Below are 24,687 nucleotides of genomic sequence, written 5' to 3' on the forward strand. Positions count from 1 at the left end.
TCCATGCCGCGTTTCGTACGGTCAGCAGCCATGGCCGCCGCAGGGGTTCTGGTGGCGGGGCTCGCCGTCGGCTGCGGTGGCTCCGACGGGGACGGCGGCAAGGACGACGCCAAGCCCGCCCCGACCGGACCCGAGCAGTCGCCGAAGCCCGACCCCTCCTCCACCCTGCCCGCCTCGCTCACCACCCAGAAGCTCGACTGGGGCGGCTGCAAGGCGACCGGCGGCGACCCCGCCCCCGGCTCCGAGTGGCAGTGCACGACCCTCAAGGTCCCCCTGGACTACGCGAAGCCGGACGGCGAGACGATCGACGTCGCGCTGATCCGCGCCAGGTCCACCGGCGAGGGCAAGCGCATCGGCTCGCTCCTGTTCAACTTCGGCGGACCCGGCGGCTCCGGTGTCTCCATGCTGCCGTCGTTCGCGGACATGTACGACAAGCTCCGCGAGCGCTACGACCTGGTGAGCTTCGACCCGCGCGGGGTCGCGGGCAGCGAGGGCATCCGCTGCCGCAGCGACAAGGAGACGGAGGCCGCGGAGGCCGTCGACCTCACCCCCGACACCCCGGCCGAGGAAGCGGCGTACTTCAAGGACGCGGCCGACTTCGGCGCGGGCTGCGCCGACGACGCGGACAAGCTCCTCGGCCATGTCTCGACGGTCGAGGCCGCCCGGGACATGGACGTGATGCGCCAGGTCCTCGGCGACGAGAAGCTGCACTACATGGGCATCTCGTACGGCACGGAACTGGGCGGCACGTACGCCCACTTGTTCCCCAAGAAGGCGGGGCGCCTCACCCTGGACGCCGTCGTCGACCCGACCGCGGACTCCGTGGGCCACGCCAGGAATCAGGCGCGGGGCTTCCAGCGCGCCCTGGAGAACTACCTGAAGTCCTCGGGCCAGGACCCCAAGGACGGCTCGCAGAAGATAGTGCGCCTCCTCAAGCGCCTCGACGCCGAGCCGCTGCCCGGTTCCGGCGACCGCAAGCTGACCCAGTCCCTGGCCCTCACCGGCATCACGGTCACCCTCTACAGCCAGCAGAGCTGGCCCGCCCTGACCCGCGGCCTGGAGGCGGCCGAGAAGGGCGACGGCTCGGCCCTGCTGCAGCTGGCCGACGCCTACAACGAACGGGACGAATCCGGACGCTACAGCACGCAGAGCCACTCGCAGCGCTCGATCGCCTGCCGCGACGCCAAGGCACGGACGACGCCCGCGCAGGCGAAGGCGCAACTGGCCGACTTCCGCGAGATATCGCCCGTCTTCGGCGAGTTCATGGGCTGGGACACGGCCGGCTGGTGCCACAAGTGGCCGGTGGCCGGGCTGCACGACTCCCCCGAGGTCAGCGCCCCCGACGCGGCGCCGATCCTGGTCGTCGGCAACACCGGTGACCCGGCGACGCCGTACGAGGGTGCGCGGAAGATGGCCGACGAGCTCGGCAAGGGGGTCGGCACCATGCTGACCTGGAAGGGCGAGGGCCACGGTGCGTACGGCATGGGCAGCGACTGCGTGGACAGCACGGTGAACGCCTACCTGCTGGAGGGCAAGACCCCGAAGGACGGCAAGGTCTGCGAGAACTGAGCGAGCGGTTCAAGCAGAGGGGGCCCGCACCAAAAGGTGCGGGCCCCATTCTGATCCGTTCAGGCGCTACGCCTAGTAGACCGGCTTCTCGGGCTCGATCTGGTTGACCCAGCCGATCACGCCGCCGCCCACGTGCACCGCGTCGCTGAAGCCCGCGGACTTCAGGACGGCGAGGACCTCCGCGGACCGGACACCCGTCTTGCAGTGCAAGACGATCTTCTTGTCCTGCGGAAGGCTCTCCAGGGCGGTGCCCATGAGGAACTCGTTCTTGGGGATCAGCTTGGCGCCGGGGATCGAAACGATCTCGTACTCGTTCTGCTCGCGCACGTCGATGATCTCGATCTTCTCGTCCGCGTCGATCCACTCCTTGAGCTGCTTGGGAGTGATCGTCGCGCCGAGCGCCGCCTCCTGGGCCTCGTCCGACACGACGCCGCAGAAGGCCTCGTAGTCGATGAGCTCCGTGACGGTGGCGTTCGGGCCGCAGACCGCGCAGTCGGGGTCCTTGCGGACCTTGACCTGGCGGTACTGCATCTCCAGGGCGTCGTAGATCATCAGGCGGCCGACCAGCGGGTCGCCCACGCCGGCCAGGACCTTGATCGCCTCGGTGACCTGGATGGAGCCGATCGACGCGCAGAGCACGCCGAGCACGCCGCCCTCGGCGCAGGACGGGACCATGCCGGGCGGCGGGGGCTCCGGGTAGAGGCAGCGGTAGCACGGGCCGTGCTCGCTCCAGAAGACGGACGCCTGGCCGTCGAAGCGGTAGATCGAACCCCATACGTACGGCTTGTTGAGCAGCACGCAGGCGTCGTTGACCAGGTAACGCGTGGCGAAGTTGTCCGTGCCGTCGACGATCAGGTCGTACTGGCTGAAGATGTCCATCACGTTCTCGGCCTCGAGCCGCTCTTCGTGGAGGATCACGTTCACGTACGGGTTGATGCCGAGGACGGAGTCCTTCGCCGACGCCGCCTTGGAGCGGCCGATGTCGGCCTGGCTGTGGATGATCTGGCGCTGCAGGTTCGACTCGTCGACCTCGTCGAACTCCACGATGCCGAGCGTGCCGACGCCCGCCGCGGCGAGGTACATCAGCGCCGGTGACCCGAGGCCGCCGGCGCCGACACACAGCACCTTGGCGTTCTTCAGCCGCTTCTGCCCGTCCATCCCGACGTCGGGGATGATCAGGTGGCGGGAGTACCTGCGGACCTCGTCGACGGTGAGCTCAGATGCTGGCTCGACCAGGGGTGGCAGCGACACGGAGACTCCGTTGGTCGGTATGTGGAAACGGTTGTTCTGTCCGTAACACTGCCACGCCCTACTTCATTCCGAGACACCCGTTCCGATGCGCGAGACGATTTCGTCCCAGTACCCGGGCATCGACTCCCAGGGCTCGTCCCCTCCCCCGCCGTCCACCCGGTCGGTGAAGTAGATCGTCGACGCGCCCTGCCAGCGCGCGATGCGCAGCGCCTCGTCGAGATGACCGCGGGGCATTCCGTGCACGAAGTGACAGAAGCGCTCGGGCGGATAGTCCGCGGTCCACTCGGCCACCTGTGACCAGCGGTAATCGCTCCAGGGGCCGGAGAACGTCACCAACTGGTCGGCCGATTCGGCGTATCCGGGATACGGGTGGGTGCCGTGCCCCAGGACGATGTGCGCGTCGTCGCAGAGCGCGCGCAGCGTCGTGACCGTCCTGCGCACCTCCGGGAGCGCTGCCCGCTCCGTGGGACAGCGGTCCAGGGAGAAGCCGTCGACCTGATACCAGTCGAGGTAGCGGTGCGCCTCGGAGATGAGCTCCCCGAAGCCGCGCGCCCCGTACGTCACGTCGAGGTGACCGAGAACACGTACGCCCGCGTTCCGCAGCCGCCCGGCCGCCTCCAGGCAGTGCGGGTCGGGCCGGTCCCCCGGGCCCCTACTCACATTCAGGACGACCCAGTGCAAAGGGGCACCAGGGCGGGTGAGTTCGGACCATTCGGTGGGCGCGACGAGGGGGTGCGCGAACCCGGGGATGCCGAATCCGAGCCGTACGTCGGTTTGCGCGGTGTCTGTGCCGGTCCTTGTCAGATGCGGCATGCCGCCTCCATCCAGATGTCGGCGAGTGATTCCTCGAGGTTGATGCGGGGGCGCCAGCCGAGCCGGTCGCGCGCGGTGCGCACATCGGCCTGCTGCCAGCTTCCGCACCCGTCGGGATAGGGGTAGGCGGCCGGGCTCCCGTGGTCGGATTCGGAGCGCGGGTGCCCGATGGATTGCCGCAGGGCCCCTTGGTCGAGCTCGTGCAGGGCTCCGCCGTACCCCGCGACGCGCGCCAGGACGGCCGCCGCGTCACGCAGTCGTACGGCGCGGCCGGCGCCGATGTTCACGATGCCCTGGGCGGCGGAGAGCGAGGCGGCGTGCACGGCGCGCGCCACGTCGCGTACGTCGATGAAGTCCCGCTGGACGCCGAGCCCCCCGAGCTTGAGCTCGCCGTCACCGGCCTGCATGGCCCGCCGCATGGCCTCGGCGAGCCGCCCGAGCGGTGATCCGGCGGGCGTACCGGGCCCGGCGGGCGAGAAGACCCGCAGGACGACCGCGTCGAGACCGGACCCGAGGACCAGCTCGGTGGCCGCGAGCTTGCTGACGCCGTACGGCCCGCCGGGCCTGGGCACGGCGTCCTCGGCGGTGGAGGACCCCGGCTGGCTCGGCCCGTACTCGGCACCGCACCCCAGCTGCACGAGCCGCGCCCCGCATCCGCTGCGGCGCAGGGCCTCGCAGATCGTGGCGACGGCGACGGTGTTGTGCCGGGTCAGCTCGCGGGCACCGCCACGGGTGGCGCCCGCGCAGTTGATCACGACGCCCGGGTGCACGGCGTCCAGGAAGCGGGTGAGCGCGCCGGGGCTGCCGCTCGCGAGGTCGAACCGTACGTCCGAGTCGTCACCGCGGCCGAGCGCTGTGAGCTGCACCGCCGGGTCGGCGAGCAGCCGGTCGGCGACGAACCGGCCGAGGTATCCGTTGGCTCCGATCAGCAGCACCCTCATCGGGCGGCTCCCGGATCGGATTCTCGGATGCTGGGGGTCCTCATCTGGCGTTCTCCTTCAGGGGGTTGCCGTAATGCACGGGGTAAGGCCCGCGGTGTCGGCCCCGCGGGAGAGTGAGTTTTCGAATGGGGCCAGTTCGAATGGGGCCAGGGGGAACTGGCGGTGCGCATCCTCAGGGCGCTCCGTCGCCGTGCGCGGAGGCCCGGCTGAGCACGCGCAGGCAGTGGAGCAACAGCACGCACGCGGCGGCGCCGCACGCGACGAGGGGGACGATTCCGGGCCCCCCGGCCCGGACCGCGCCCTCCACCGGAGCCGCGAGCCACGCACATCCGGGCAGGCGCCCCGCGAACACGGAGACGAGCGAGACCGCCTCCACCGCGCCCGCGGCACCCAGCATCAGCAGGGGCGCCCGCGTAAACCCGTACGAGGAGAGCAGCCGGGCGAGGAGCAGCAGCGCGCCGAGCGTGGCGGCCCCCGCGGAGGCCGGCACGCCATGGACGGCGGCGGCTCCCACGAGCAGGGCCCCCAGAGCGCACAGGTACAGCGCGACGACGCCCAGCAGCAACGGCCGTACGGAGGCGGTGAATTCGGCGAGCCCGCGGCTGAGCGCGAGCCGTCGCCGTGCCCCCACGGCGAAGAGCCGCACGCACCACATGGCGGGGGCCACGGCAAGCGAAAGCCCCAGGGCGGCGGCGATCGACGGCGCCCACGGACCGTCGGGCCCGCCCGATACGGCGGCCCGTGTGAGCCCGTCGCCGAAGAGGGCGTACGCGACGAGAAAGCACGTCCACGCGCGCGTGGCCGGCACGACATGGTGCGCGGAACGCAGCGGCCCGTACCGAAGGGCCACCCGGAGCGCGACGGCCACGGCGAGTGCTCCGCCGAGTCCCACCGCGTACCGCGCGCGCCCCTCGCTCAGTTCGATCCCCACGGCGGCGAGCCCGCAGGCCACGCCCGGCAGCAGGGCGAACAGCGCCCATCCAGCGGGCACTTCGGGTGCTCGGCGTGCGGGGGCCGGCTGGGAGGTGGCGCGCTCCTCCTCGTCGCGGGGCACGCGCGCGTACATCTCCTCGGCGAGCGCGAACACGTCCCGGTGCCTGAAGCGCGCGGCGGTCCGGTCGGTCACTCCGTGCGCCTCGAGGCCCGCGGCGATCTCCAGCGGGTCGACGGCACGCTCGCACAACTCTCGATGCCGGTGCATCAGTGCCTTGACGGGGTCGACGCCACCGCGCCGCGCGGGCCTGGCGTCCGTCCCGGCACCACCCCCCGCGCCCCGCCAGGCCGCGGGCTCCCGCACCAGGGCGGCGTCGGCCACCAGTTCCTCCGACCGCGCGTCCCACCCGCCGGGGCTCCCCGGAGCCCGTGGCGCGTCGATCTGCTGTTCCTTGTTCATACGCCCGCCTCCTTCAACCGCTCAGGTCCGTCCGCCTCTTGGGCCCAGCTGGGCGCGCCACCAGCGCCTCCCGCGCCGCTGCCCGCGTCCCCGCCACCCGAGGCCACCGCCCATCGGCCCGGCATGTACGCCTCCGCCGGGTTGCCGAAGGGCACCGGCTCGCCCGCGTCGTCGAGCGCCTCCCTGCGCACCGGGCAGTGCGAGACGATCTCCAGGTAGATGCCGCGGAAGGCTTCGGTGTTCTGCTCCACGGTGAACAGTTCGAGCGCCCGCGCACGCGCCGCCGCACCGAGCCGCTCGCGCCGCCCGGCGTCGCGCAGCAGCGCCACGCACGCCTCCGCGAGCGCCCGCGGATTGCGCGGCGGGACCACGAGTCCGGTGCCGCCGATGACCTCGACGACCGCTCCGACGTCCGTGGAGACCGTGGCGCGCCCGCAGAACATCGCCTCGACCAGGCTGATCGGGAAGCCCTCGACGACGCTCGAAAGGACGACGACGCTCCCCGCGGCGTACGCGTCGGCGAGTTCGGGCACCTCGGGGGCGCCGATCTCCTCGAAGGACACGGGGTTGTCGCCGACGGCGTGCGCGCCGTCCGCCTCGTCGGGGAAGAGCTGCGCCGCGAGCGCCTTGCAGTGGGTGAGGTACGCGGCCGCATCGGGGCCTTCTGCGGGCGCCCCGACGATCCGCAGCCGCGCCTTGGGCTCCTCCTTGCGGATCTCCGCGAAGGCGTGCAGCAGGGAGATCAGGTCCTTGGCGGGCTCAATGCGCCCGACCCACAGGAGGGTGTCGGGGTCGCCCGGGTCCTCCCGCTCGCCCACCTCCGCGAAGCGGGACGCCTCCATGCCGGGGTAGACCGTGCGCAGCTTCGACCGCTCGGCCCCGCACCGCTCCTGCCAGCGGCGGGCGTGCGTGTTGCCGGGGGTGATGACGGTGGCCCTTCGGTACACCTCGGCGGCGAGCTTGCCGTGGAAGGAGGTGAGCAGTGCCCGCGCCGGCGCACTGAGGGCCTCGTCGCCGGTCGCGAGGTAGTGCGCCCGCAGTTGCACGCCGTATTCGGTGACGAGGAGGGGCACTCCGGAGAAGTGCTGGGCGAGGAGGCCGGGGAGCGCCGCCGGGCCGCCGGACGTGGCGTGGCACAGGTCGACCGCGCCGAGGCCGTCGGCCCCGTACCAGTCGAGGGAGAGCGGTCGCAGCGCGCGCTCCAGGAGGCCCGCCACGGCGAGCAGGTCGGGTACGCGAGCGGTGCGCGCCGCGCGGAGTGCGCCGGGCGCGCGGCACGCGCCCTCCAGGGCGCGCACGGCGGTCTCGGAACGCAACGCACCTACGAGCCCGCCTTGATCATCGGCGAGTTCGGCGAGGCCGTAGAGCGCACTGCCGAAACGGTCCGCCAACGCTTCGGAGTCGCCGGAGGCGCCGTCTGAGGCCCCCGTTCCGGACTCGCACACCGCCGCGGCCAGTTCGCCGAAGATCTCCGCGAAGCGCCGCCGCGCCCGGCGTCCGTACCCGGCCCCGAAGGACACTCCGTCGTCGGTCCGGTCGACGGTCCACAGGGGCGCCGTCCGCACCCGGTTCACCTGGGGCGGCAACTCGATCCAGCCCTGCGCCTCCTGCCGCTCGCTGCGGCTGAGTGCGTAGATGTCGAATTCGTGCTGCTCGAGCCCGCGCACGAGCCGGTCGCACCAGAGCCTGGCCTCACCGCTCACATACGGATAACCACCCTCCGTAAGCAATCCGATGCGCACGCGTACACCCCCGATCTCCCATGTGGGGAGCCGCCGTTGGACCGGCGGCTCGCAGCGGGACGAACGTATGCGGACATGCCGGTGGCGCGACGGACGGTTGTCCATCGCGCCACCAGAAGGGGTGAACGGCAGTAACTTTCTCGCCCCGGTAGCGTTCTGTCGCGCTATGGAGCCGGGAGAGCGCTCTTTCGCTACGGAGGGTTAAGCTGCGGCCAGCTCCCTGCGGGCGGCACGGCGCCGTGCCGCGGCCTCCGGGTCGAGCGCGGGCACGGCCGCCAACAGCTGTTTGGTGTACGCCTGTCGGGGCGTCCCGTACACCTCGTCGACGGAGCCGTGCTCGACGATCCGCCCCTGCCGCATCACCGCGACCCGGTCGCTGACCTGGCGTACCACCGCGAGGTCATGGGCGATGAAGACGAGCGCGAGCCCGTGCTCCCGCTGCAGTTCGGCGAGCAGCGCGGTCACCTGTGCCTGCGTCGTCACGTCGAGTGCCGAGACCGGCTCATCGCACACGATGACCCGCGGCTCGGCGGCGAGGGCCCGCGCGATCCCGACGCGCTGACGCTGGCCGCCGCTGAACTCGTGCGGGTAGCGCCCGTAGTACGCCGGATCGAGCCCGACGCGCTCCATGAGGTCGCTCACGCGAGCGCGCACCACCGCGTCGCGCTCGCCCCGCGCGCGCAACGGGTCGGCGATGGACTCACCGATGGAGCGGCGGGGATTGAGCGAGGAGACGGGGTCCTGGAACACCATCTGCACACCGCCCCGCGCGTCACCGCCCGCCGCCTTCTCGCCCGGCTCCCGCGCGCCCCCGTGGCGGACAGCCCCTGCCGAGGGCTCAAGGAGCCCCACCAGCATCCGGCCGAGGGTCGTCTTGCCGCTGCCGCTCTCCCCCACGACCCCGAGCGTCTCGCCCCGGCGGACCGTGAGCGAGACCCCGTCCACCGCGGCGAAGGCGCGCTTCCCGCGGCCGAACTCCTTGCGCAGGTCCACCGCTTCGAGGACGACGTCCCCCTGCGCGCGGGCCGTGGACGTCTGCCGCGGCGAGTCCACCCGGGGCACCGCCCCGAGCAGCTCTTTCGTGTACGCGTCCGCGGGCGCCCCGAGGACCTCGCGCACGGGCCCCCGCTCGACGGCCCGCCCGTACCGCATGACCAGGACGTCGTCGACGCTCTCCGCCGCGACGCCCACGTCATGGGTGACCAGGAGCAGCCCCATGCCGGTCTCGGCCCGCAGCACGTGCAGCAGGTCGAGGATCTGGGCCTGCACGGTGACGTCCAGGGCGGTCGTCGGCTCGTCGGCGATCAACAGCTCGGGCTCGCAGGCCAGGGCCATGGCGATGAGCGCGCGCTGCCGCATGCCGCCGCTGAACTCGTGCGGCCTGGAGCGCGCCCTGCGCACGGCGTCCGGGATGCCCACCCGGTCGAGTACCTCGACGGCACGCGCGCGTGCCGCCCGGCGGGATGCTCCGGTGTGCACGCGGTACACCTCGGCGATCTGGTCGCCCACCGCGTAGTAGGGGTCGAGGGACGACAGCGGGTCCTGGAAGACCATGGCCGCCGTCCCGCCGCGCAGCCGCCGCAGCTCCGCACCGGACGCCTCCTGTACGTCGATGCCGCCGACCCGCACCGCGCCGCCGACGTTCGCCCCCGTGCCCCGGTGGAGCCCGAGCAGCGCCGAGGCCACCGTGCTCTTGCCGGAGCCCGACTCGCCGACGAGACCGAGGGCGGCGCCCTTCTCCAGGGTGAAGGAGAGCCGGTCGACGGCTCGGGTCTCCCCGAAGTCGACCACCAGGCCGTCCACTTGGACGAGGTTTGGGACCAGGCTCATGACAGGATCACCCTTCGGTCGGCCACCGCATAGAGCACGTCCGCGACGGCGTTGGCGAGCACCACGAAGAAGCCGGTCACCAGGACCATGCCGACCACGACCGGCAGATCGACGACCTTGACGGCGTGCACGAGTTCGCGCCCCATGCCGGGCAGCCCGAAGAGGGTCTCGCTGAGCACGGCGCCGCCGAACATCGACCCGAAGTCGTTGGCGCTGAGTGCGATGACCGGCGCGTACGCACCCCGCAGGGCGTGCTTGCCGATGATCGAGCGCTCCCCGACGCCGTACGCGCGAAACGTCCGCACGTGGTCGTCTGCGAGGGTCTCCAGCATCGAGGCGCGGGTGAGGCGCGCGTACTTGGCGGCCTCGATCAGGGCGAGCGACAGCCAGGGAAGGAGCAGGTTCCACGCCCACTGCTGGGGGTCGTCGGTGAACGGTACGTACTGCGGGAAGGGCAGCCAGTTCAGCTGCCCGCAGACCACGATCATGAGCAGCAGGCCGATGACGAAGACGGGCGTGGCCGTGCCCGCGAGCGTGACGGCGGTCAGGACGCGCTCGGTGACGCGCCCGCGCCGCCAGGCGGACAGGACGCCGGTGCCGACGCCGAGGATCAGCCACATCACCATGGCGCCGAGCGCGAGCGACCCGGTGACCGGCAGCTTCGCCAGGATCAGCGCGGTGACCTGCTGATCGCTCTGGTAGGAGAGCCCGAGGCAGGGCGCGTCGCAGTGCTCCACGCCGGTGCCCGTCGAGTAGTCCTGGCCGGTGAAGATGCCCTGGAGGAAGTCCCAGTAGCGGATGTACACCGGATCGTCGAGCCGCAACTGCTCGGACACCTGCGCCACTTGAGCCGGAGAGCAGCGCGGCCCGCAGGTGATCTGGGCGACGTCGCCGGGAGCGATGTAGAAGACCGCGTAGATGATCACGGAGATGGCGAGCAGCGTGACGAGGGCGCCCACCGAGCGCCTGAGGAAGAAGCCCAGGAAGCCGCTCACGCCGTGCGGGGAGCCGCTCATGCCGTGCCCTCCCGCTTCTGCCCGGTGCCGATCCGCAGCCGCGAGGCGGCCCGTGGATCGAGCGCGGTCCGGATGCCGTCCCCGAGGACGGTCAGCGCGAGCACCGTCACGAACAGGGCCCCCGCCGGCAGCAGTAGGTACTGCGGCGCGGCCTGGTACCAGATGTCGGCCGAGGTGAGCATCTGCCCCCAGGACGCGGTCGGCGGTTTGACGCCGACGCCGAGGAAGGAGAGCGCGGCCTCCACCGTGATGTTCATCGGGACGAGCAGCGCCGCGTAGGTGATGACGGGGGCGGCGAGCCCCGGCAGGAGTTCGCGGCGCGCGATGCGCCAGGTGCTCCAGCCGCTGAGCCGGGCGGCGGCCACGTGGTCGAGCTCCTTGAGGGTGATGGTCTGCGCGCGCACGATCTTGGCCGTGCTGCCCCAGGCGACGAGCCCGATGACCAGGGCGACCAGCACGGGGCGCGGGAAACCGCTGGGCACGATCGCCATCAGGGCGAGGGAGAGCACCATCAGCGGCATGGCGACGATGACGTCGGTGGCGCGGCTGAGCACCTGGTCCACCAGGCGGTTGCCGAGCCCTGCCGCGATGCCGACGGCGACACCGATCAGCACCTGCACGACGGTCGCGGCGAGCGCGACGCCAAGGGAGACCCGCGCGCCGTACACGAGACGGGCGAACAGGTCGCGCCCGGTCTGCGGTTCGACGCCGAGCCAGTGGTCGGCGCTGATCCCGCCGAACGGCCCGATCGGCACGCCGCCGCGGCCGGAGTCGATGAGGTCGGGGTGGTACGTACTGGGGTCCTGGCCCTCGGCGGCGGCGAGCAGCGGCGCGGCGAGCGCGACCAGGACGAGCAGCGCGACGACGGCCGCCGCGACGAGGGCGGCACGCTGCGCACGCAGCCGCCGCCAGAACTGACGGGCTCCGGAAGCCGGGGCGGGCGCCGTGACGCCCGTCCCCGCTCCCGAGGCCAACAGGGCCTCGCTCATGGTGATGTGACCGGTAGCCCTTACTTGCCCGAGACCTTGACCGCGACCTGGGAGACGTCGAGGACGCCCGTCCAGTCGCTGATCACGATGTTCTTGACGTCCTTGCCGTACAGCCGCTTGTAGACGGGGTGGAAGAGCGGCACGGTCAGGGCCCGCTCGCCGATCTTCTTGTCGAGGGCGCCCCAGCGCTTCGCGGCGGCGTCCAGATCGGTGAGCTTGTTGATCGCGTCGATCTCGTCGTTGACGGCCTTGTCGTCCAGGAAGCCGGTGTTGAAGTTGGCGCCGTCCTTCACGATCTGTCGCCCGTCGAAGATCGGGGCGAGGAAGGGGCCGCCGGAGGGCCAGTCGGCACCCCAGTGGGCGAGGAAGAGGCCCGGCTCGTCCTCGGCGCTGTGGATCTTGTCCGAGTAGTCGTTGTCCTCCAGGCCCTGGAGCTTGACGGTGATCCCGGCCTTCTTCAGGGCGTCCTGGATCGCGGAGGCGATCTCCGGGCTCGTCTCGAAGTCCTTGGCGTTGGAGTGGGTCAGCGTGATGGTGAGCCCGTCCTTGTGGCCGGCCTCCTTCAGGAGCTCCCTGGCCTTCTTCGGGTTGCCGTTCGCGCCCGCCGGGAAGTGGTCGTATTTCGTGTATCCGAAGGATTTCTGGTTCGGCAGGTACGTCGTCGCGGGCTCGGCGAGGGACGAACCGCCGGCTGCGTTGACCACGGACGACCGGTCGACGGCGTACGAGATGGCCTGGCGCACCTTCGGGTCGTCGAAGGGCTTCACCTTCGGGTTGAAGGCCAGGTAGTTGGTGTATCCGAAGTGCCCGGTGCCGACGCGCGACGCGAGTTCCTTGTCGCCGGTGACCTTGGCGAGTTCGGCGGGGCCGAGGTTCGTGTCGGTGGTCACGGCGGCGGCGTCCGCGCCCTGGCCCGCCGAGAGCCGCTGGTTGATGACGGAGGAGTTGAGACCGGACCGCACGTCGATCGTGTCGGGGTAGGCCTTGCGCTCGGAGTCGGTCTTCGCCGACCAGTGCGGGTTGCGCTCCAGAGTGAGCCGCTCACCGTCGTTCTCGTTCTTGACGACCTTGTACGGGCCCGAGGAGACCGGGTGCTCCTCGTACTTCGTGCCCTTGTCCTTGCTCTTGGGGACGGGCGTGAACTGCGTCTGCGTGGCCAGATAGGGGAACTCGCCCTCGGGCTTGTTGAGCCGGAAGACGATCGTCCGCTCGTCCGGGGTCTCTATGGAGTCGAGCCCGCCCTTGTCCTTGTAGGGCCCGGCGTACTTGTCGCCGCCGATCAGCCAGTCCCTCAAGTAGGGCGCCCCGCCCGAGAGTTCACCGGCGAAGGAACGCTCGATGCCGTACTTGATGTCGGCGGAGGTGATCGGCGAACCGTCCTCGTACTTGAGCCCCTTCTTCAGGGTGTACGTCCACACCGTGGCGTTCTTGCTCGACTTGCCGAGGTCCGTGGCGAGGTCCGGCACGACCTCCGACCCCTTGGCGCCGTCCTCGCGGTTGCGGGTGGTCAGGGTGCGGAAGACGAGCGAGGGGACGTTGCCGCCGCCGGAGGTGTAGAGCCGCGCCGGGTCGAAGTCGACCTGCGGGTCACTGTTGAGGACGGTGAGCATGCCACCCTTCGCGGGCTTGCCGTCGGCGCTGCCGCCGGCGCCGTTGTCCTCGGGGCCCGCGCAGGCGGCGGCGCCCGCTGCCAGGACGAGGCTGACGGATGCCGCTGCCACACGGCGGGCCATGACGGACGATTGACGCATGGGAAAGGACCTCTCGGGAGCGCTGCACGGCACACGGGCGCGGGGCAGCAATCAACAGGAAATGAGCAGAGCTCGCCCCGGGGTCGCCGAAGAAGGTCAGGACCGCAGAAGGTCATGCGAAAGCGACGCACGCGCCAGGGGCGGGCGTCAGCAACAGTGAATGTCGGACACGCAGAGCGCGGTCACGCCGAAGAGCGCCAGCTCAAGGGCTGCGCGCGAGGAGGCGTGACGAGGCGACATGCGGAGAAATATGAACGAACTTGCGACAGATGTCAAAGCTGCGCATCCGGAAATGACCGCATGGCGGTCACTTCTGTCTCAACTCTTGGGAAACGCCCAGGGGTTGGCCTTGCACTTGATTCCGTCGTGGTCGAGGAACTTCGTCTGCTGCTGCATGACCGGCGCGAGGTCGCCGTCCTTCGTGCAGTCCGTGTGATTGAAGCCGAGCCGGTGGCCGACCTCGTGGTTGATCAGCATCTGCCGGTACGGGTGGATGCGGTCGCCGTAGGTCTTGGCGCCCTGCGCCCACCGGTAGGCGTTGATCATCACGCGCTCGGTGGCGGCGGAGTCACAGGAGACGTTCTGTTCCACCGTGTTGAGCCCGGACTTCGCGCACCACTTCCCGGTCGTCCCGGGGCTCGCGAGCGTGATGACGAAGTCGGGTTTTCCCGAGGAGATCCGCTCGAAGGTCCGGCCTCCGCCGTGCGCCCAGCTCCGTTCGTCGTTCAGGGTCTTCTGCACGGCCGACGCGAACAGCTCGCCGTCCAGGCCCATCCCCTTCTCGACGTCCACGCGGTAGCGGAACAACTGCCCCTTGCCCGGCGCCTTCTCGAACCCGGCCATCGCCTCGAACTCGCCGGACGCCATGAGCTTGGCGTCGAGCGGGTACTTCTTGGCCATCTTCGTCTCGTACGTCGCCGGGGCGGACTCCGGAGGCGTGGGCCGGTCGTCCGAGCGGGACGCGTCCTCGCCCGCGGCACGGCTGTCCTGGCCCTTCGCGGCCCGCGGGGCGGCCTCGGGCGCAGAATCCTTTGCCCCGCTGGCCACTTGCCCGGCCACCACGACCGCGAGAACGGTCGTGACAGCGGCGGCGGCGATCCCGGTGAAGGCGCGGCCCTTGCCGCCCTTGCCGTCCTGGGCGTCGTCATCCGCATCCGCGAAGGCGCCGGGACCGTCGGCCCCATCCGCTCCGTCGGCTCCGTCGGCCCAGAGCTCTCCCCGCTCTTCCTCGTCCTCGTCGACCGAGCGGTCCCAGTCGGTGACGGAGGCGTACGGGTCGCGGGGCTGGGGTGTCCGCGGGGGCGGAGGCCCGGTCGGCGCACGCGTGGCACCGGTCGCGCCGCTCCCGAAGAGGTCCTCGCCGGCGAACTCGTCGCCGAACGACTCGTCGCCGAACGCATCCACGTACTCGCGACGCGGCCCCGGCATGCGAGGCGGCGCGGTCCGTGCTCCCGGCGTTCCGTAGGCGGCGCCCATCCGGGGCCCGGCTCCCCACGCCCCACCTGGCTCACGCTGCTCGGGGTGCCCGCCCCGGACGTGCGGCGTGCCGTGCGACGGGGTGGCCTGGGGCGTGCCGTGCGACGGGGTGGCCTGCGGGAAGCCATGGGGCGGGGTGGCCTGCGGGACACCGTGCGCGGGCGTGCCGGGGTCCCCCGGGGCGCGTCGGCGGCGCCCCGTGCCGGGGCCCGGCGGGCGTGCGCCCTGCGGTGGCGGTATGTCGTCGGTATTCGTGTTGCTCGTACTGCCGGTGTTGCCCGTGTTGTCGGCGAGGTCGGTTGAACCCCGGCGGCTATGACGTCCCACTCGCCGCCTCAGCTCCCCGCGCCCGATTGACCGGATGCATGCAACTCGCCCGTGTCCGCGAGGAGTTCGCGGATCGCCGTGGCCACCGTATCCGGATACTCCATCATCGCCACATGTCCCGCGTCCGGAAGGGTGAGCAGCCGCGAGTCACGGAACGCGGCGGCGGCCTTGCGGGCCATGCGGTACGACACCAGCAGGTCCTTGCCGCCGTACACCAGCAGTGTAGGCGCGAGCACCCGCTCCGCCTGCCGCCACAGGCCGTGCTGCCCGCCCAGCGTGTACGCGTTCACGATGCCGCGCGCCGAGCGGGCCATCGCGTCCCACATGTACGGCAGGGCGAGCCTGCGCTCCATCTCGCGCACCGCCGCGCTGTACCCCTCCGGCGAGACCCGGCTCGGGTCGCCGTAACAGAGCCCCATGACACCGCTGACCCGCTGCTCGGCCGTCCAGTCCTTGGTGAGCCTGGTGAACAGGGACGCGACGCCGGGCACCGCGAGGAGCCCGGTCGGCACCGCCGTGCGCTGCACCCGGAGCTCGGGAAGCGCCGGCGAGATCAGCGTCAGCGTGCGGACCAGGTCGGGGCGCACGGCGGCGACGCGGGTGGTCACCGCGCCGCCCAGGGAGTTCGCGATCAGATGTACGGGCCCGTCTTCGCGCGAGTCCAGATAGCGGATGACCGCGCGCGCGTGCCCTGTGACCGAATAGTCACCGTCGTCCGGCGGCGGCGAGTCGCCGAAGCCCGGCAGGTCGAGGGCCGCGCAGTCGACGACGTCCTCGAGGAGCGGCATCAGGGCCGACCAGTTCTGCGAGGAACCGCCGAGCCCGTGCACGTACACCGCGGAGGGCAGCCCCTCGCGGACCGACGGCCTGGAACGCACCGAGAGCGTGAGCCCGGGGAGGGTGACCGAGTCGAGCCGCTCGCCCGCCGCGACCGCCACGACGCCCGGCTTGGGGGCGACGGTGGCGGCGATCACGTTCGGCAGCTCGGTCGAAGACATGCGGCAATGTTACGAGACGATCACACGGTGGTTCATGTGTTCGCCGTCACAGATCCGGCCGATCTCGCCCGGAGATCGCGTAGCGCCCGGTTCGGCAGTCTCCTACGCTCATAGAAGAGGGCGAAAACGCTCATAGGAGAAGGCGGACAGGGCACTCGCACCACTAGTCCTCTACGGAAGAGAGCCACGATGACCGTCGACCCGACCGACCCCGAGACCTTCGAGGCCGAGGTAACGACCGACACCAGCACAGAAGCGCCCGAGGCCGACGCCGCGGAGCAGCAGACCGACCTCGCACCGCGCGAGGACGACTCCTTGCAGGGTGTGGACACGGACGCGGCCAACGAGGCCGACCTGGCCGAGCAGGCACGCGTCGTCAGCCTCGACGAAGACGACTACCGCTGAGCTGCCCGTGTTTGCCCTGCTACGCACGGCTTTCACGGTCGTCCGGTCCGTGAAATTCTCCGCTCGTACCGCGCACATCGCGGTTACCGAAAAGTACGATGGCCGCGCGGCGCACACCGCACATTCACGATCATGGGAGGCGGCGTGACAGCCATCGAGCAGACAGAGGCAGCACGCCCGCGGGGCACACGCCTGCCGCGTCGTGCCCGACGCAATCAGTTGCTGGGCGCGGCGCAGGAGGTCTTCGTCGCGCAGGGGTACCACGCGGCGGCGATGGACGACATCGCCGAGCGGGCCGGAGTCAGCAAGCCGGTGCTCTACCAGCACTTTCCCGGCAAGCTCGACCTCTATCTCGCCCTGCTCGACCAGCACTGCGAATCACTGCTGCAGTCCGTGCGTACGGCGCTCGCGTCCACGTCGGACAACAAGCTGCGGGTGGCGGCCACGATGGACGCCTACTTCGCGTACGTGGAGGACGAGGGCGGTGCTTTCCGCCTGGTCTTCGAGTCCGACCTGACGAACGAGGCGGCGGTCCGCGAGCGCGTGGACCGGGTCACCCTGCAGTGCGCGGAGGCGATCTGCGAGGTCATCGCGGAGGACACGGGCCTGCCCCGTGACGAGGCGATGCTGCTCGCGGTGGGCCTCGGCGGCTACTCCCAGGTGGTCGCGAGGTACTGGCTCGCCAGCGGCAGCACGGTCCCGCGCGACAAGGCGGTGGAACTGCTGACGTCGCTGGCCTGGCGCGGCATCGCGGGCTTCCCGCTGCACGGCCTGGAAGGCCACTGACTTCTGTTCCCGATCTCTGTTCGCTACTGGCGTGCAGCGGCGCAGGCATGCAGGTCGCCTCACCGGGCTAATGTGTGCTGAGTACGGCGCGGCAGGCCGCGCACATCACTGACCGTCGGAGGGACAAAGCCGTGGAGGTCAAGATCGGCGTGCAGTACGCGCCCCGCGAGATCGTGCTGGAGAGCGGCCAGAGTGCCGAGGAAGTCGAGCACGCGGTGTCCGAGGCGCTGACCGGCAAGTCGCCGCTGCTGAGCCTCGTGGACGACCACGGCCGCAAGGTCCTGGTTCCGGCCGACCGCCTCGCGTACGTCGAGCTCGGCGAGCCGACCGCACGCAAGGTGGGCTTCAGCGCCCTGTAGTTCAGGGCGCTGCACGCAAAGCAACGCACGGGAGCGGCCCGGTGGTCTTGGACCACCGGGCCGCTCCCGTGCGTGCTGATGCGTCGTGATGCCTGGTGATCAGTCGCGATGCGTTGGCGCGACCAGCGGGGGAAGACGGTGGAGGAAGCTCTGGAGGATTGCATTCCGGCCGCCAGGGGTAAGACCGGCTACGACCGTTTTGCACCTGGCCGCGAGGGAGGGAACACCCTGTGATTCTGGAAGCACTCGGCTCCGCACTGCTCGGTTTCGCCCTGGCATGGGCGGCGGCCCACCGACTGGCCGCGCGGCTCCCCGCGCGCAAGCTGGTCCTGTCGACCGGCGCGGCAGGCGCCGTGATCGGCGCGTTCGTCACGCACATGGCCCTGGGCGCAGGCCACGCCCTGGGCACCCTGGTAGGCGCGGCAGCCGTGGCAACGGCCCTGCTCTCACTCCTGCTCCGCCCCAACCGCGGCCACCTACGCCGTCGCTCAGCGACGGCGTAGGGCGGGGCTGACCACACCGGGCCCCGCCAGGGGCGCGGGGAACGGCGCGACAAGCCACAACACACCCGCAGCCGCCGACAGCGCACAAGCCCCGTCAGGGGCGCGGGGAACGGCGCGAGGAACCCCCACACACCCGCACCCAAGGCCCCGCCCCCCGGAGCCCCTGCGACTACGCCGCCAACCCCAACGCAGCCATCCGCTTCGTATGCGCCTCAGTGATCCGCGAGAACATCCGGCCGACCTCGGCAAGGTCGAACCCATCGGCAACGCCCCCGACCAGCATGGTCGACAAGGCATCCCGGTCGGCAACGACCCGCTGCGACTGCGAAAGGGCCTCGCCCATCAGCCGCCGCGCCCACAGCGCCAGCCGTCCCCCCACCCGCGGATCCGCGTCGATCGCGGCACGCACCTTCTCCACGGCGAAGCTCGCGTGCCCCGTGTCATCGAGCACGCCGAGGACGAGCCGGCGGGTGTCACCGTCGAGCCGCGCCGCGACCTCGCGGTAGAAGTCACTGGCGATCGAGTCACCCACGTACGCCTTGACCAGGCCCTCGAGCCAGTCGGACGGCGCCGTCTGGCGGTGGAAGCCGTCGAGCGCTGCCACGAACGGCTCCATCGCCTCGGTCGCGTCCGCGCCGATCGCCGAGAGCCGGTCCCGCAACTGCTCGAAGTGGTGGAATTCCGCCGACGCCATCTTCGCCAGCTCCGCCTTGTCGCCGAGCGTCGGCGCCAGCTTCGCGTCCTCCGCGAGCCGCTCGAACGCCGCGAGCTCTCCGTAGGCGAGCGCTCCGAGCAGGTCCACGACCGCGGCGCGGTAGTTCGGGTCGGCGGAAGCGGTCGTCCAGTCCTGGGCAGCGATTCCCGTGGGTTCGGCAGGTGTGTCAGCGGCGGTGTCAGGCGTCTCCATAAACCGCACAATAGCCCGCGCGCAGCAACGTGTAAGGGCCTGGTCAGTGACTGTGACGACGGTGACGTGACGAATTCGCCAGACACGGCTGCGAGATTCCGGGGTACAGTGGTAATGCGCCCGCCGAATATTCGACGGGCCGTATGAATGAGGATGCCCGGTCGGAGGCCCGATCGGCTCCGACCCGACAGCCCTCCAGGCGGCCCGCACAGTGCGGACGGCACGAGGAGGGAACCTCAGCGGTACGAGCGCTCGAGCGCAGGCAGTGGTCCCGCGCCCCCGGCCCCGCCCCCCAAGCAGCCGGCGGTAGTGGCACGGTCACGACCCCCCAGCGTTCGCCTCGGGCCGCGTCTCACAGAAGAGGCAATGCTCTGACTACGACTTTCCGCGATCTCGGAATTCTCTCCGAGACGGCCGAGGCCCTTGAGGCCGTCGGCATCACCAGCCCTTTCCCCATCCAAGAGATGACGCTCCCCGTCGCGCTCTCGGGCAGCGACGTCATCGGCCAGGCCAAGACCGGCACCGGCAAGACGCTCGGCTTCGGACTCCCGCTCCTGGAGCGCGTCACCGTCCCCGCGGACGTCGAGGCGGGCCGGGCCAAGCCCGAGCAGCTGACCGACGCCCCGCAGGCGCTCATCGTCGTCCCCACGCGTGAGCTCTGCCAGCAGGTGACGAACGACCTCCTGACGGCCGGCAAGGCCCGTAACGTCCGCGTCCTCGCCATATACGGCGGCCGTGCGTACGAGCCGCAGGTCGAGGCCCTCAAGAAGGGCATCGACATCGTCGTCGGCACGCCGGGTCGTCTGCTCGACCTCGCGGGCCAGAAGAAGCTCAACCTCAAGCACATCAAGTGCCTGGTCCTCGACGAGGCCGACGAGATGCTCGACCTGGGCTTCCTGCCCGACGTCGAGCGGATCATCAACATGCTTCCGGCCAAGCGCCAGACGATGCTGTTCTCGGCGACCATGCCGGGCGCGGTCATCGGCCTGGCCCGTCGCTACATGTCGCAGCCCACGCACATCCGCGCCACCGCGCCGGACGACGAGGGCCAGACCGTCGCGAACACGAAGCAGCACGTCTTCCGCGCGCACAACATGGACAAGCCCGAGATGGTCTCGCGCATCCTGCAGGCCGAGGGCCGCGGACTCGCGATGATCTTCTGCCGTACGAAGCGGACCGCCGCCGACATCGCCGAGCAGCTCGAGAAGCGCGGCTTCGCCTCGGGCGCCGTGCACGGTGACCTCGGGCAGGGCGCCCGCGAGCAGGCGCTGCGCGCGTTCCGCAACGGCAAGGTGGACGTGCTCGTCTGCACGGACGTCGCCGCGCGCGGCATCGACGTCGGTGGCGTCACGCACGTCATCAACTACCAGTCCCCCGAGGACGAGAAGACGTACCTGCACCGCATCGGCCGCACCGGTCGCGCGGGCGCAAAGGGCATCGCGATCACGCTGGTCGACTGGGACGACATCCCGCGCTGGCAGCTGATCAACAAGGCGCTGAACCTCGGCTTCAACGACCCGGTCGAGACGTACTCCAGCTCTCCTCACCTGTACGAGGAGCTGAACATCCCGGCGGGCACCAAGGGTGTGCTGCCGCGCGCCGAGCGGACCCGTGCCGGGCTGCGCGCCGAGGAGATCGAGGACCTCGGCGAGACGGGCGGCAAGGGCGGCTCGCGAGGCCGCGACCGCGGGCGTGACAGCGGCCGCGACGGCGGCCGTGACCGCGGGCGCGCTCCCGAGCAGGAGCGCGAGCCGCGTGAGGCGCGTACGCCGCGTCGCCGCCGCCGCACCCGTTCGGGTACGCCGCTGGACGCTCCGGCGGTGGCGGTCGCCGAGGCCGCCGCACCGACGCCGGTGGCCGCCCCCGAGTCCGAGCCGACGGAGCCGCGCACGCCGCGCCGCCGCCGCCGGACGCGAAGCGGGTCGGAGGCTGCGGAGGCAGCGATCGAGACGGTCGCCCCGGCCGAGCCCGAGGCCTTCACGACAAAGCCGCGCCGCACCCGCAAGGCAGCGGAAACGGCAGTCGACACGGCCGAGACCGCCGAGCCCTCGACAGAAAAGCCCCGCACCCGCAAGGCAGCGGAGGCCGCGGCAGACACGGCCGAGGCACAGCCGGAAAAGCCCCGCCGCAGGACCCGCAAGGCAGCCGAAGCTCCGGTGGCAGAGGTGACGGAGACCACCGAAACCCCGGCGGAGGAAACCAAGCCACGCCGCCGCACCCGCAAGGCAGCAGAGGCAGCAGAGGCAGCAGTCGACACGGCCGAGACCGCCGAGGCCGAGGCCGAGACGGTAAAGCCGGCCCGCCGCAGGACCCGCAAGGCAGCGGAAACGCCGCTGGCAGAGGTGACGGAGACCGCCGAAACCCCGGCGGAGGAAACCAAGCCACGCCGCCGCACCCGCAAGGCAGCGGAGACAGCACTCGACACGGCCGAGACCACCGAGGCACAGCCGGAAAAGCCCCGCCGCAGGACCCGCAAGGCAGCTGAAGCACCGAAGGCAGAGGCGCCGGAGACCACCGAAGCCGAGGCACCCTCCACCAAGCCGCGCCGCAGGACCCGCAAGGCTGCGGAGGCGCCGGTGGCAGAGGTGACCGAGGCCGGAATCCCCGCTCAGCCGACGGAGGAGACCAAGCCCCGTCGCCGTACGCGCAAGGCAGCGGAGGCTCCGGCCGCCGCCGAGGAAGCCACGGTCACCAAGCCGCGCCGCAGGACCCGCAAGGCGGTGGCAGCACCGGCCGAGGAGAGCTGACGCCCTCCCCCAAGCCGCAACACCCGAAGGCCCGGTCCCCCATTGGGGGACCGGGCCTTCGGCCTACCCCCACCCACCGGTCCCCAAATCCCCCCGAATCCAAGGACAAGACGAACAAGCACAGGTGAGGGATACAGGCAGGCCCAAGACCTGGCGCACCCCGCAAAAAAATCCCACCCACCCCGCGCCGACATAGGGCAATCGGGCAGGCGGACGGGAAAAAATTGCGGGAGGGTTCGGGCAAGACACCCACACCCCACCAACAGCCCCAGCGGACCTACCCCACCGGGGGCTGCTCGTCCGACCGGCCAGAGCAAATCCACGCGAAGCGCAAGCACAAGACCCCCGGCGCACCAGCCGCACAGCCCCACCCCTTGCCACCGCAGGGCAATCGGGCGGGTGGGTGGGGAGAATCCGCGCGAAGCGCGGGCAGGACCGCCGCGGCGCGCCAGCCGGACAGCCCCACCCCCCTGCCACCGCGGGGTGCTCGGGTGGGTGGGTGGGGGAGTTCCGCGCGCAGCGCGGGCAAGAGACTGCCGGCGCGCTGGCCGAACAGGCCCCTCCCCCTGCAACTGCGGGGTAATCGGGCGGGTGGGTGGGGGAGATCCGCGCGCAGCGCGGGTGTGGTGCCCGCCCGTGGCGCGTCAGTCGGACAGCCCCGCACCCCCTCGGGGCGGGAGAAATCCGCGCGCAGCGCGGGGTAAGCAGGCCGCCGGGACCCCGCAGACGCACCTCACCGCAACGCACCAGCAGGAGCCCGCCCGCAAGCCCCAGCCCGGACCCCGCACCCGCACCTGAACCCGCACCCACACCCGCACCCGCAGAAGCCCCGCACCCGCAATCCGCGCACCCCGCCCGCCAGCTAGCCTCAAGGCATGAGCAGGCCCCCGACCTTCACCCCGCCCCCCGGCGTCGACGCCCGGCGTCTCCGGACCGCGCGCGGCGACTTCGCTGCCCTCGATGCCCGCCCGGCCGGCAAGGCCAAGGGCACCGTCCTGCTGCTGCCCGGCTTCACCGGGAGCAAGGAGGACTTCATCGCGCTGCTCAAGCCCATCGCAGATGCCGGGTACCGAGCCGTCTCCGTCGACGGACGCGGCCAGTACGAGTCCGAGGGGCCGACCGACGACGAACTCCCCTACGCCCAGGACGAGTTGGCCCAGGACGTCCTCGCCCAAGTCGACGCCCTCGCCCACGTCCACCTCGGCGACGAAATCGACCCCCACCCCCCGCACCTCCTTGGCCACTCCCTCGGAGGCCTCATCGCCCGCGCCGCAGCCCTCCGCGCCCCCGCCCTCACTCCCACCCCCACCTTCGCCTCGCTCACCCTGATGGCGTCAGGCCCCGCCCATATCGCCCCCTCGCAGCAGGCCCGCGCCAAGATGCTGACGGACGCGCTCGGCGTACTGTCGATGGACGAGGCATGGGCGGCCATTCAAGCGATGGACCCCCCGGAGGAGACGGACCTCGACGGTGACGCCCTGCGCGCCCGCTGGCTGCGGCACAGTCCCGCCCAGCTCATCGCCACCGGCAAGCAGCTCTGCGTCGAGCCCGACCGCGTCGCGGAGCTCGCCGCGCTCCCCCTGCCCAAGCACGTCATCTCCGGCGAGCGCGACGACACCTGGCCCATCCCCTGGCTGGACGACATGGCGGCCCGGCTGCACGCCCACCGCACGGTCATCGCCGGCGCCGAGCACTCCCCCAACACCGACCGCCCCGAGGAAACCGCCGCCGCCCTCATCGCCTTCTGGGACCGGATCGACAGCAGCGAAGGAAGCGCCTAGTACTGCGTCTGCAAGTGCTCCCAGAACCCGTCCCGCAGCGCCCGCCGCAGATCCGACTGCCCCCGCAGCGAGTACGCGAGCAGCTTCTCGGCCTCCACCAGGAGCTCCTGGTCCACCGACCCGGGCAGGTACGGATGCCCCGGCAGCAGGTCCACCAGTGCCGCACGCCCCCGCGCGGCCAGCCACTTGGCGGCGATCTGCGCGCCCACGAAACGCACGTCCTCGCGCGCGGGCCGCGGCGTGCCCGCGGCCTCGTACGTCGCGTACGCCGTGACCGAGCGCCGGGACACGTACGGCTTGAAGAAGTCGAGGTCGAACGTGCGCTGGCTGTCGACCTCCCACAGCAGCGGCTCCGCCTGATTGCGGCCCTCGGGGGCTTCGATGCCCCACAGGTGCACCCGCGCGCCGTATCCCTGCGCCGCCTCCACCGCCGAGACCAGGTCCTCGTCGCCGCCGATCAGGGCCGCGTCGCTGATGGCACGGTGCCTGGCGAGTGACTCCAGATCCGTCCGGATGAGGGAATCCACGCCCTTTTGCTGATTGTTCGCGTTCAGGTTGCCCAGGCGGACCTTGACGTCGGGCAGCTCCGCGATCGACTGCTGCTCCACCGTGTGGATACGCCGCCGCGCACCGTCGTACCAGTAGACACGCAGCAGACGGCTGTCCGCGAAGATCGTGCGCGCCTTGTCGATGAACGCCTCGATCAGCCCCTCCGCGTCCAGGTCGAAGGAGCGCCGGTCCTCGGTGCCGACCGCGAGCCGTCCCGCCGCCGCGTACACGTATCCGGCGTCGACGAAGATCGCGTGCGTGGACGGCGTCTTCGCCACCTCGGCGAGCATGCGCTCCAGGAGGCTGGTGGCGCGCTCCAGCTGAGCACTGATCTGGGCACTGATCTGAGTGCTGATCTGCGCGCTGATCCGGGAGCCGTCCTGGGAGCTGAGCTCGATCTCGTCGTTCATCGGTGCCATTGTCCCGTTGGTCACGCAGCGAACACAACTGGTTCCGCTACTCGTGAGTAATTAGTCTGTCGAAAAATTTCCTTAGCGTAGGGAATGTTTGCTGGGGGCAACTCGTTGTACCCGTATGGAACGCCGGACACAGCT

21 protein-coding genes are annotated in these 24,687 nt (G+C 71.2%); 7 read left to right on the forward strand and 14 right to left on the reverse strand.

Features of this window, described 5'->3' with window-relative positions; all coding sequences use genetic code 11:
* Positions 1-3 precede the first annotated feature (3 nt).
* Positions 4-1,569, forward strand: a complete 1,566-nt coding sequence (locus ACWFRU_RS23550; RefSeq protein ID WP_453689889.1) for an alpha/beta hydrolase — start codon at positions 4-6, stop codon at positions 1,567-1,569.
* A 72-nt stretch (positions 1,570-1,641) separates the two neighbouring features.
* Here the strand turns inward: ACWFRU_RS23550 and moeZ are convergent, their stop codons facing one another.
* From moeZ to ACWFRU_RS23610, 12 genes are all read right to left on the reverse strand, one after another.
* Positions 1,642-2,820: an adenylyltransferase/sulfurtransferase MoeZ gene (moeZ, locus tag ACWFRU_RS23555; protein ID WP_363209138.1), complete on the reverse strand. Its 1,179-nt coding sequence runs from the start codon at positions 2,818-2,820 to the stop codon at positions 1,642-1,644.
* Between the two features lie 63 nt (positions 2,821-2,883).
* The gene (locus ACWFRU_RS23560; protein WP_453689891.1) at positions 2,884-3,633 is read right to left on the reverse strand and encodes a spherulation-specific family 4 protein; all 750 of its coding nucleotides are present in this window, start codon (positions 3,631-3,633) and stop codon (positions 2,884-2,886) included.
* A complete protein-coding gene (locus ACWFRU_RS23565; RefSeq protein ID WP_363209136.1) occupies positions 3,621-4,574 on the reverse strand; it encodes an NAD-dependent epimerase/dehydratase family protein in 954 nt (317 codons plus the stop codon). The genes ACWFRU_RS23560 and ACWFRU_RS23565 overlap by 13 nt, the downstream gene beginning before the upstream one ends.
* Before the next feature lie 172 nt (positions 4,575-4,746).
* A complete protein-coding gene (locus ACWFRU_RS23570) occupies positions 4,747-5,967 on the reverse strand; it encodes a hypothetical protein (RefSeq protein ID WP_453689893.1) in 1,221 nt (406 codons plus the stop codon).
* On the reverse strand, positions 5,964-7,709 hold the full coding sequence (locus ACWFRU_RS23575) for a DUF3492 domain-containing protein (RefSeq protein ID WP_453689895.1): 1,746 nt from the start codon (positions 7,707-7,709) through the stop codon (positions 5,964-5,966). The genes ACWFRU_RS23570 and ACWFRU_RS23575 overlap by 4 nt, the downstream gene beginning before the upstream one ends.
* 201 nt (positions 7,710-7,910) lie before the next feature.
* On the reverse strand, positions 7,911-9,539 hold the full coding sequence (locus ACWFRU_RS23580) for a dipeptide ABC transporter ATP-binding protein (protein ID WP_453689897.1): 1,629 nt from the start codon (positions 9,537-9,539) through the stop codon (positions 7,911-7,913).
* A complete protein-coding gene (locus ACWFRU_RS23585; RefSeq protein WP_453689899.1) occupies positions 9,536-10,555 on the reverse strand; it encodes an ABC transporter permease in 1,020 nt (339 codons plus the stop codon). Before ACWFRU_RS23585 ends, ACWFRU_RS23580 begins: the two co-directional genes overlap by 4 nt.
* The gene (locus ACWFRU_RS23590) at positions 10,552-11,544 is read right to left on the reverse strand and encodes an ABC transporter permease (protein WP_453689901.1); all 993 of its coding nucleotides are present in this window, start codon (positions 11,542-11,544) and stop codon (positions 10,552-10,554) included. The genes ACWFRU_RS23585 and ACWFRU_RS23590 overlap by 4 nt, the downstream gene beginning before the upstream one ends.
* A 20-nt stretch (positions 11,545-11,564) precedes the next feature.
* The gene (locus tag ACWFRU_RS23595) at positions 11,565-13,295 is read right to left on the reverse strand and encodes an ABC transporter substrate-binding protein (protein WP_453689903.1); all 1,731 of its coding nucleotides are present in this window, start codon (positions 13,293-13,295) and stop codon (positions 11,565-11,567) included.
* A gap of 147 nt (positions 13,296-13,442) precedes the next feature.
* Entirely contained in the window at positions 13,443-13,535 is a 93-nt protein-coding gene (locus ACWFRU_RS23600) for an Ms4533A family Cys-rich leader peptide (protein ID WP_344520500.1), read from the reverse strand.
* Between the two features lie 78 nt (positions 13,536-13,613).
* Positions 13,614-15,098: a DUF3152 domain-containing protein gene (locus ACWFRU_RS23605; protein ID WP_453689905.1), complete on the reverse strand. Its 1,485-nt coding sequence runs from the start codon at positions 15,096-15,098 to the stop codon at positions 13,614-13,616.
* An 8-nt stretch (positions 15,099-15,106) separates the two neighbouring features.
* The gene (locus tag ACWFRU_RS23610) at positions 15,107-16,096 is read right to left on the reverse strand and encodes an alpha/beta hydrolase (protein ID WP_453689907.1); all 990 of its coding nucleotides are present in this window, start codon (positions 16,094-16,096) and stop codon (positions 15,107-15,109) included.
* A 189-nt stretch (positions 16,097-16,285) separates the two neighbouring features.
* Here ACWFRU_RS23610 and ACWFRU_RS23615 point away from each other — a divergent pair, with 189 nt between their 5' ends.
* The 4 genes from ACWFRU_RS23615 to ACWFRU_RS23630 all read left to right on the forward strand — a co-directional run bounded on the left by ACWFRU_RS23615 (position 16,286) and on the right by ACWFRU_RS23630 (position 18,149).
* Positions 16,286-16,501 (forward strand): hypothetical protein, encoded by a 216-nt coding sequence (locus ACWFRU_RS23615; protein ID WP_453689909.1) that lies wholly within the window; start codon positions 16,286-16,288, stop codon positions 16,499-16,501.
* Positions 16,502-16,645: 144 nt separating this feature from the next.
* Positions 16,646-17,287 (forward strand): TetR/AcrR family transcriptional regulator, encoded by a 642-nt coding sequence (locus ACWFRU_RS23620; protein ID WP_249587903.1) that lies wholly within the window; start codon positions 16,646-16,648, stop codon positions 17,285-17,287.
* A 131-nt stretch (positions 17,288-17,418) separates the two neighbouring features.
* The gene (locus tag ACWFRU_RS23625) at positions 17,419-17,646 is read left to right on the forward strand and encodes a DUF3107 domain-containing protein (RefSeq protein WP_055565193.1); all 228 of its coding nucleotides are present in this window, start codon (positions 17,419-17,421) and stop codon (positions 17,644-17,646) included.
* A 230-nt stretch (positions 17,647-17,876) separates the two neighbouring features.
* The gene (locus ACWFRU_RS23630) at positions 17,877-18,149 is read left to right on the forward strand and encodes a hypothetical protein (protein ID WP_453689911.1); all 273 of its coding nucleotides are present in this window, start codon (positions 17,877-17,879) and stop codon (positions 18,147-18,149) included.
* Between the two features lie 169 nt (positions 18,150-18,318).
* On the opposite strand, the gene ACWFRU_RS23635 is transcribed toward ACWFRU_RS23630, so the two are convergent.
* Positions 18,319-19,056, reverse strand: a complete 738-nt coding sequence (locus tag ACWFRU_RS23635; RefSeq protein WP_363209124.1) for a ferritin-like fold-containing protein — start codon at positions 19,054-19,056, stop codon at positions 18,319-18,321.
* Positions 19,057-19,520: 464 nt separating this feature from the next.
* On the opposite strand from ACWFRU_RS23635, the gene ACWFRU_RS23640 reads away from it, so the two are divergent.
* The gene (locus tag ACWFRU_RS23640) at positions 19,521-21,803 is read left to right on the forward strand and encodes a DEAD/DEAH box helicase (RefSeq protein WP_453689913.1); all 2,283 of its coding nucleotides are present in this window, start codon (positions 19,521-19,523) and stop codon (positions 21,801-21,803) included.
* An 875-nt stretch (positions 21,804-22,678) separates the two neighbouring features.
* Positions 22,679-23,584 carry an alpha/beta fold hydrolase gene (locus ACWFRU_RS23645; protein WP_453689915.1) on the forward strand — a complete coding sequence of 302 codons (906 nt, stop codon included), beginning with the start codon at positions 22,679-22,681 and terminating at the stop codon, positions 23,582-23,584.
* Here ACWFRU_RS23645 and ACWFRU_RS23650 read toward each other — a convergent pair.
* The gene (locus tag ACWFRU_RS23650; RefSeq protein ID WP_453689917.1) at positions 23,581-24,543 is read right to left on the reverse strand and encodes an NYN domain-containing protein; all 963 of its coding nucleotides are present in this window, start codon (positions 24,541-24,543) and stop codon (positions 23,581-23,583) included. The two genes, ACWFRU_RS23645 and ACWFRU_RS23650, sit on opposite strands and share 4 nt — an antisense overlap.
* Between the last annotated feature and the right edge of the window lie 144 nt (positions 24,544-24,687).

It is taken from the genome of Streptomyces sp. NPDC055099 (assembly GCF_053607685.1).

Excerpts from the sequence above, each read along its gene's own strand:
- ACWFRU_RS23645 (WP_453689915.1), top strand. The coding sequence starts at position 22,679 with ATGAGCAGGCCCCCGACCTTCACCCCGCCCCCCGGCGTCGACGCCCGG.
- ACWFRU_RS23570 (WP_453689893.1), bottom strand. The coding sequence starts at position 5,967 with ATGAACAAGGAACAGCAGATCGACGCGCCACGGGCTCCGGGGAGCCCC.
- ACWFRU_RS23565 (WP_363209136.1), bottom strand. The coding sequence starts at position 4,574 with ATGAGGGTGCTGCTGATCGGAGCCAACGGATACCTCGGCCGGTTCGTC.
- ACWFRU_RS23635 (WP_363209124.1), bottom strand. The coding sequence starts at position 19,056 with ATGGAGACGCCTGACACCGCCGCTGACACACCTGCCGAACCCACGGGA.
- ACWFRU_RS23580 (WP_453689897.1), bottom strand. The coding sequence starts at position 9,539 with ATGAGCCTGGTCCCAAACCTCGTCCAAGTGGACGGCCTGGTGGTCGAC.
- ACWFRU_RS23600 (WP_344520500.1), bottom strand. The coding sequence starts at position 13,535 with ATGTCGCCTCGTCACGCCTCCTCGCGCGCAGCCCTTGAGCTGGCGCTC.
- ACWFRU_RS23595 (WP_453689903.1), bottom strand. The coding sequence starts at position 13,295 with ATGCGTCAATCGTCCGTCATGGCCCGCCGTGTGGCAGCGGCATCCGTC.
- ACWFRU_RS23550 (WP_453689889.1), top strand. The coding sequence starts at position 4 with ATGCCGCGTTTCGTACGGTCAGCAGCCATGGCCGCCGCAGGGGTTCTG.
- ACWFRU_RS23610 (WP_453689907.1), bottom strand. The coding sequence starts at position 16,096 with ATGTCTTCGACCGAGCTGCCGAACGTGATCGCCGCCACCGTCGCCCCC.
- ACWFRU_RS23585 (WP_453689899.1), bottom strand. The coding sequence starts at position 10,555 with ATGAGCGGCTCCCCGCACGGCGTGAGCGGCTTCCTGGGCTTCTTCCTC.
- ACWFRU_RS23650 (WP_453689917.1), bottom strand. The coding sequence starts at position 24,543 with ATGAACGACGAGATCGAGCTCAGCTCCCAGGACGGCTCCCGGATCAGC.
- ACWFRU_RS23590 (WP_453689901.1), bottom strand. The coding sequence starts at position 11,544 with ATGAGCGAGGCCCTGTTGGCCTCGGGAGCGGGGACGGGCGTCACGGCG.
- ACWFRU_RS23615 (WP_453689909.1), top strand. The coding sequence starts at position 16,286 with ATGACCGTCGACCCGACCGACCCCGAGACCTTCGAGGCCGAGGTAACG.
- ACWFRU_RS23560 (WP_453689891.1), bottom strand. The coding sequence starts at position 3,633 with ATGCCGCATCTGACAAGGACCGGCACAGACACCGCGCAAACCGACGTA.
- ACWFRU_RS23640 (WP_453689913.1), top strand. The coding sequence starts at position 19,521 with ATGACGCTCCCCGTCGCGCTCTCGGGCAGCGACGTCATCGGCCAGGCC.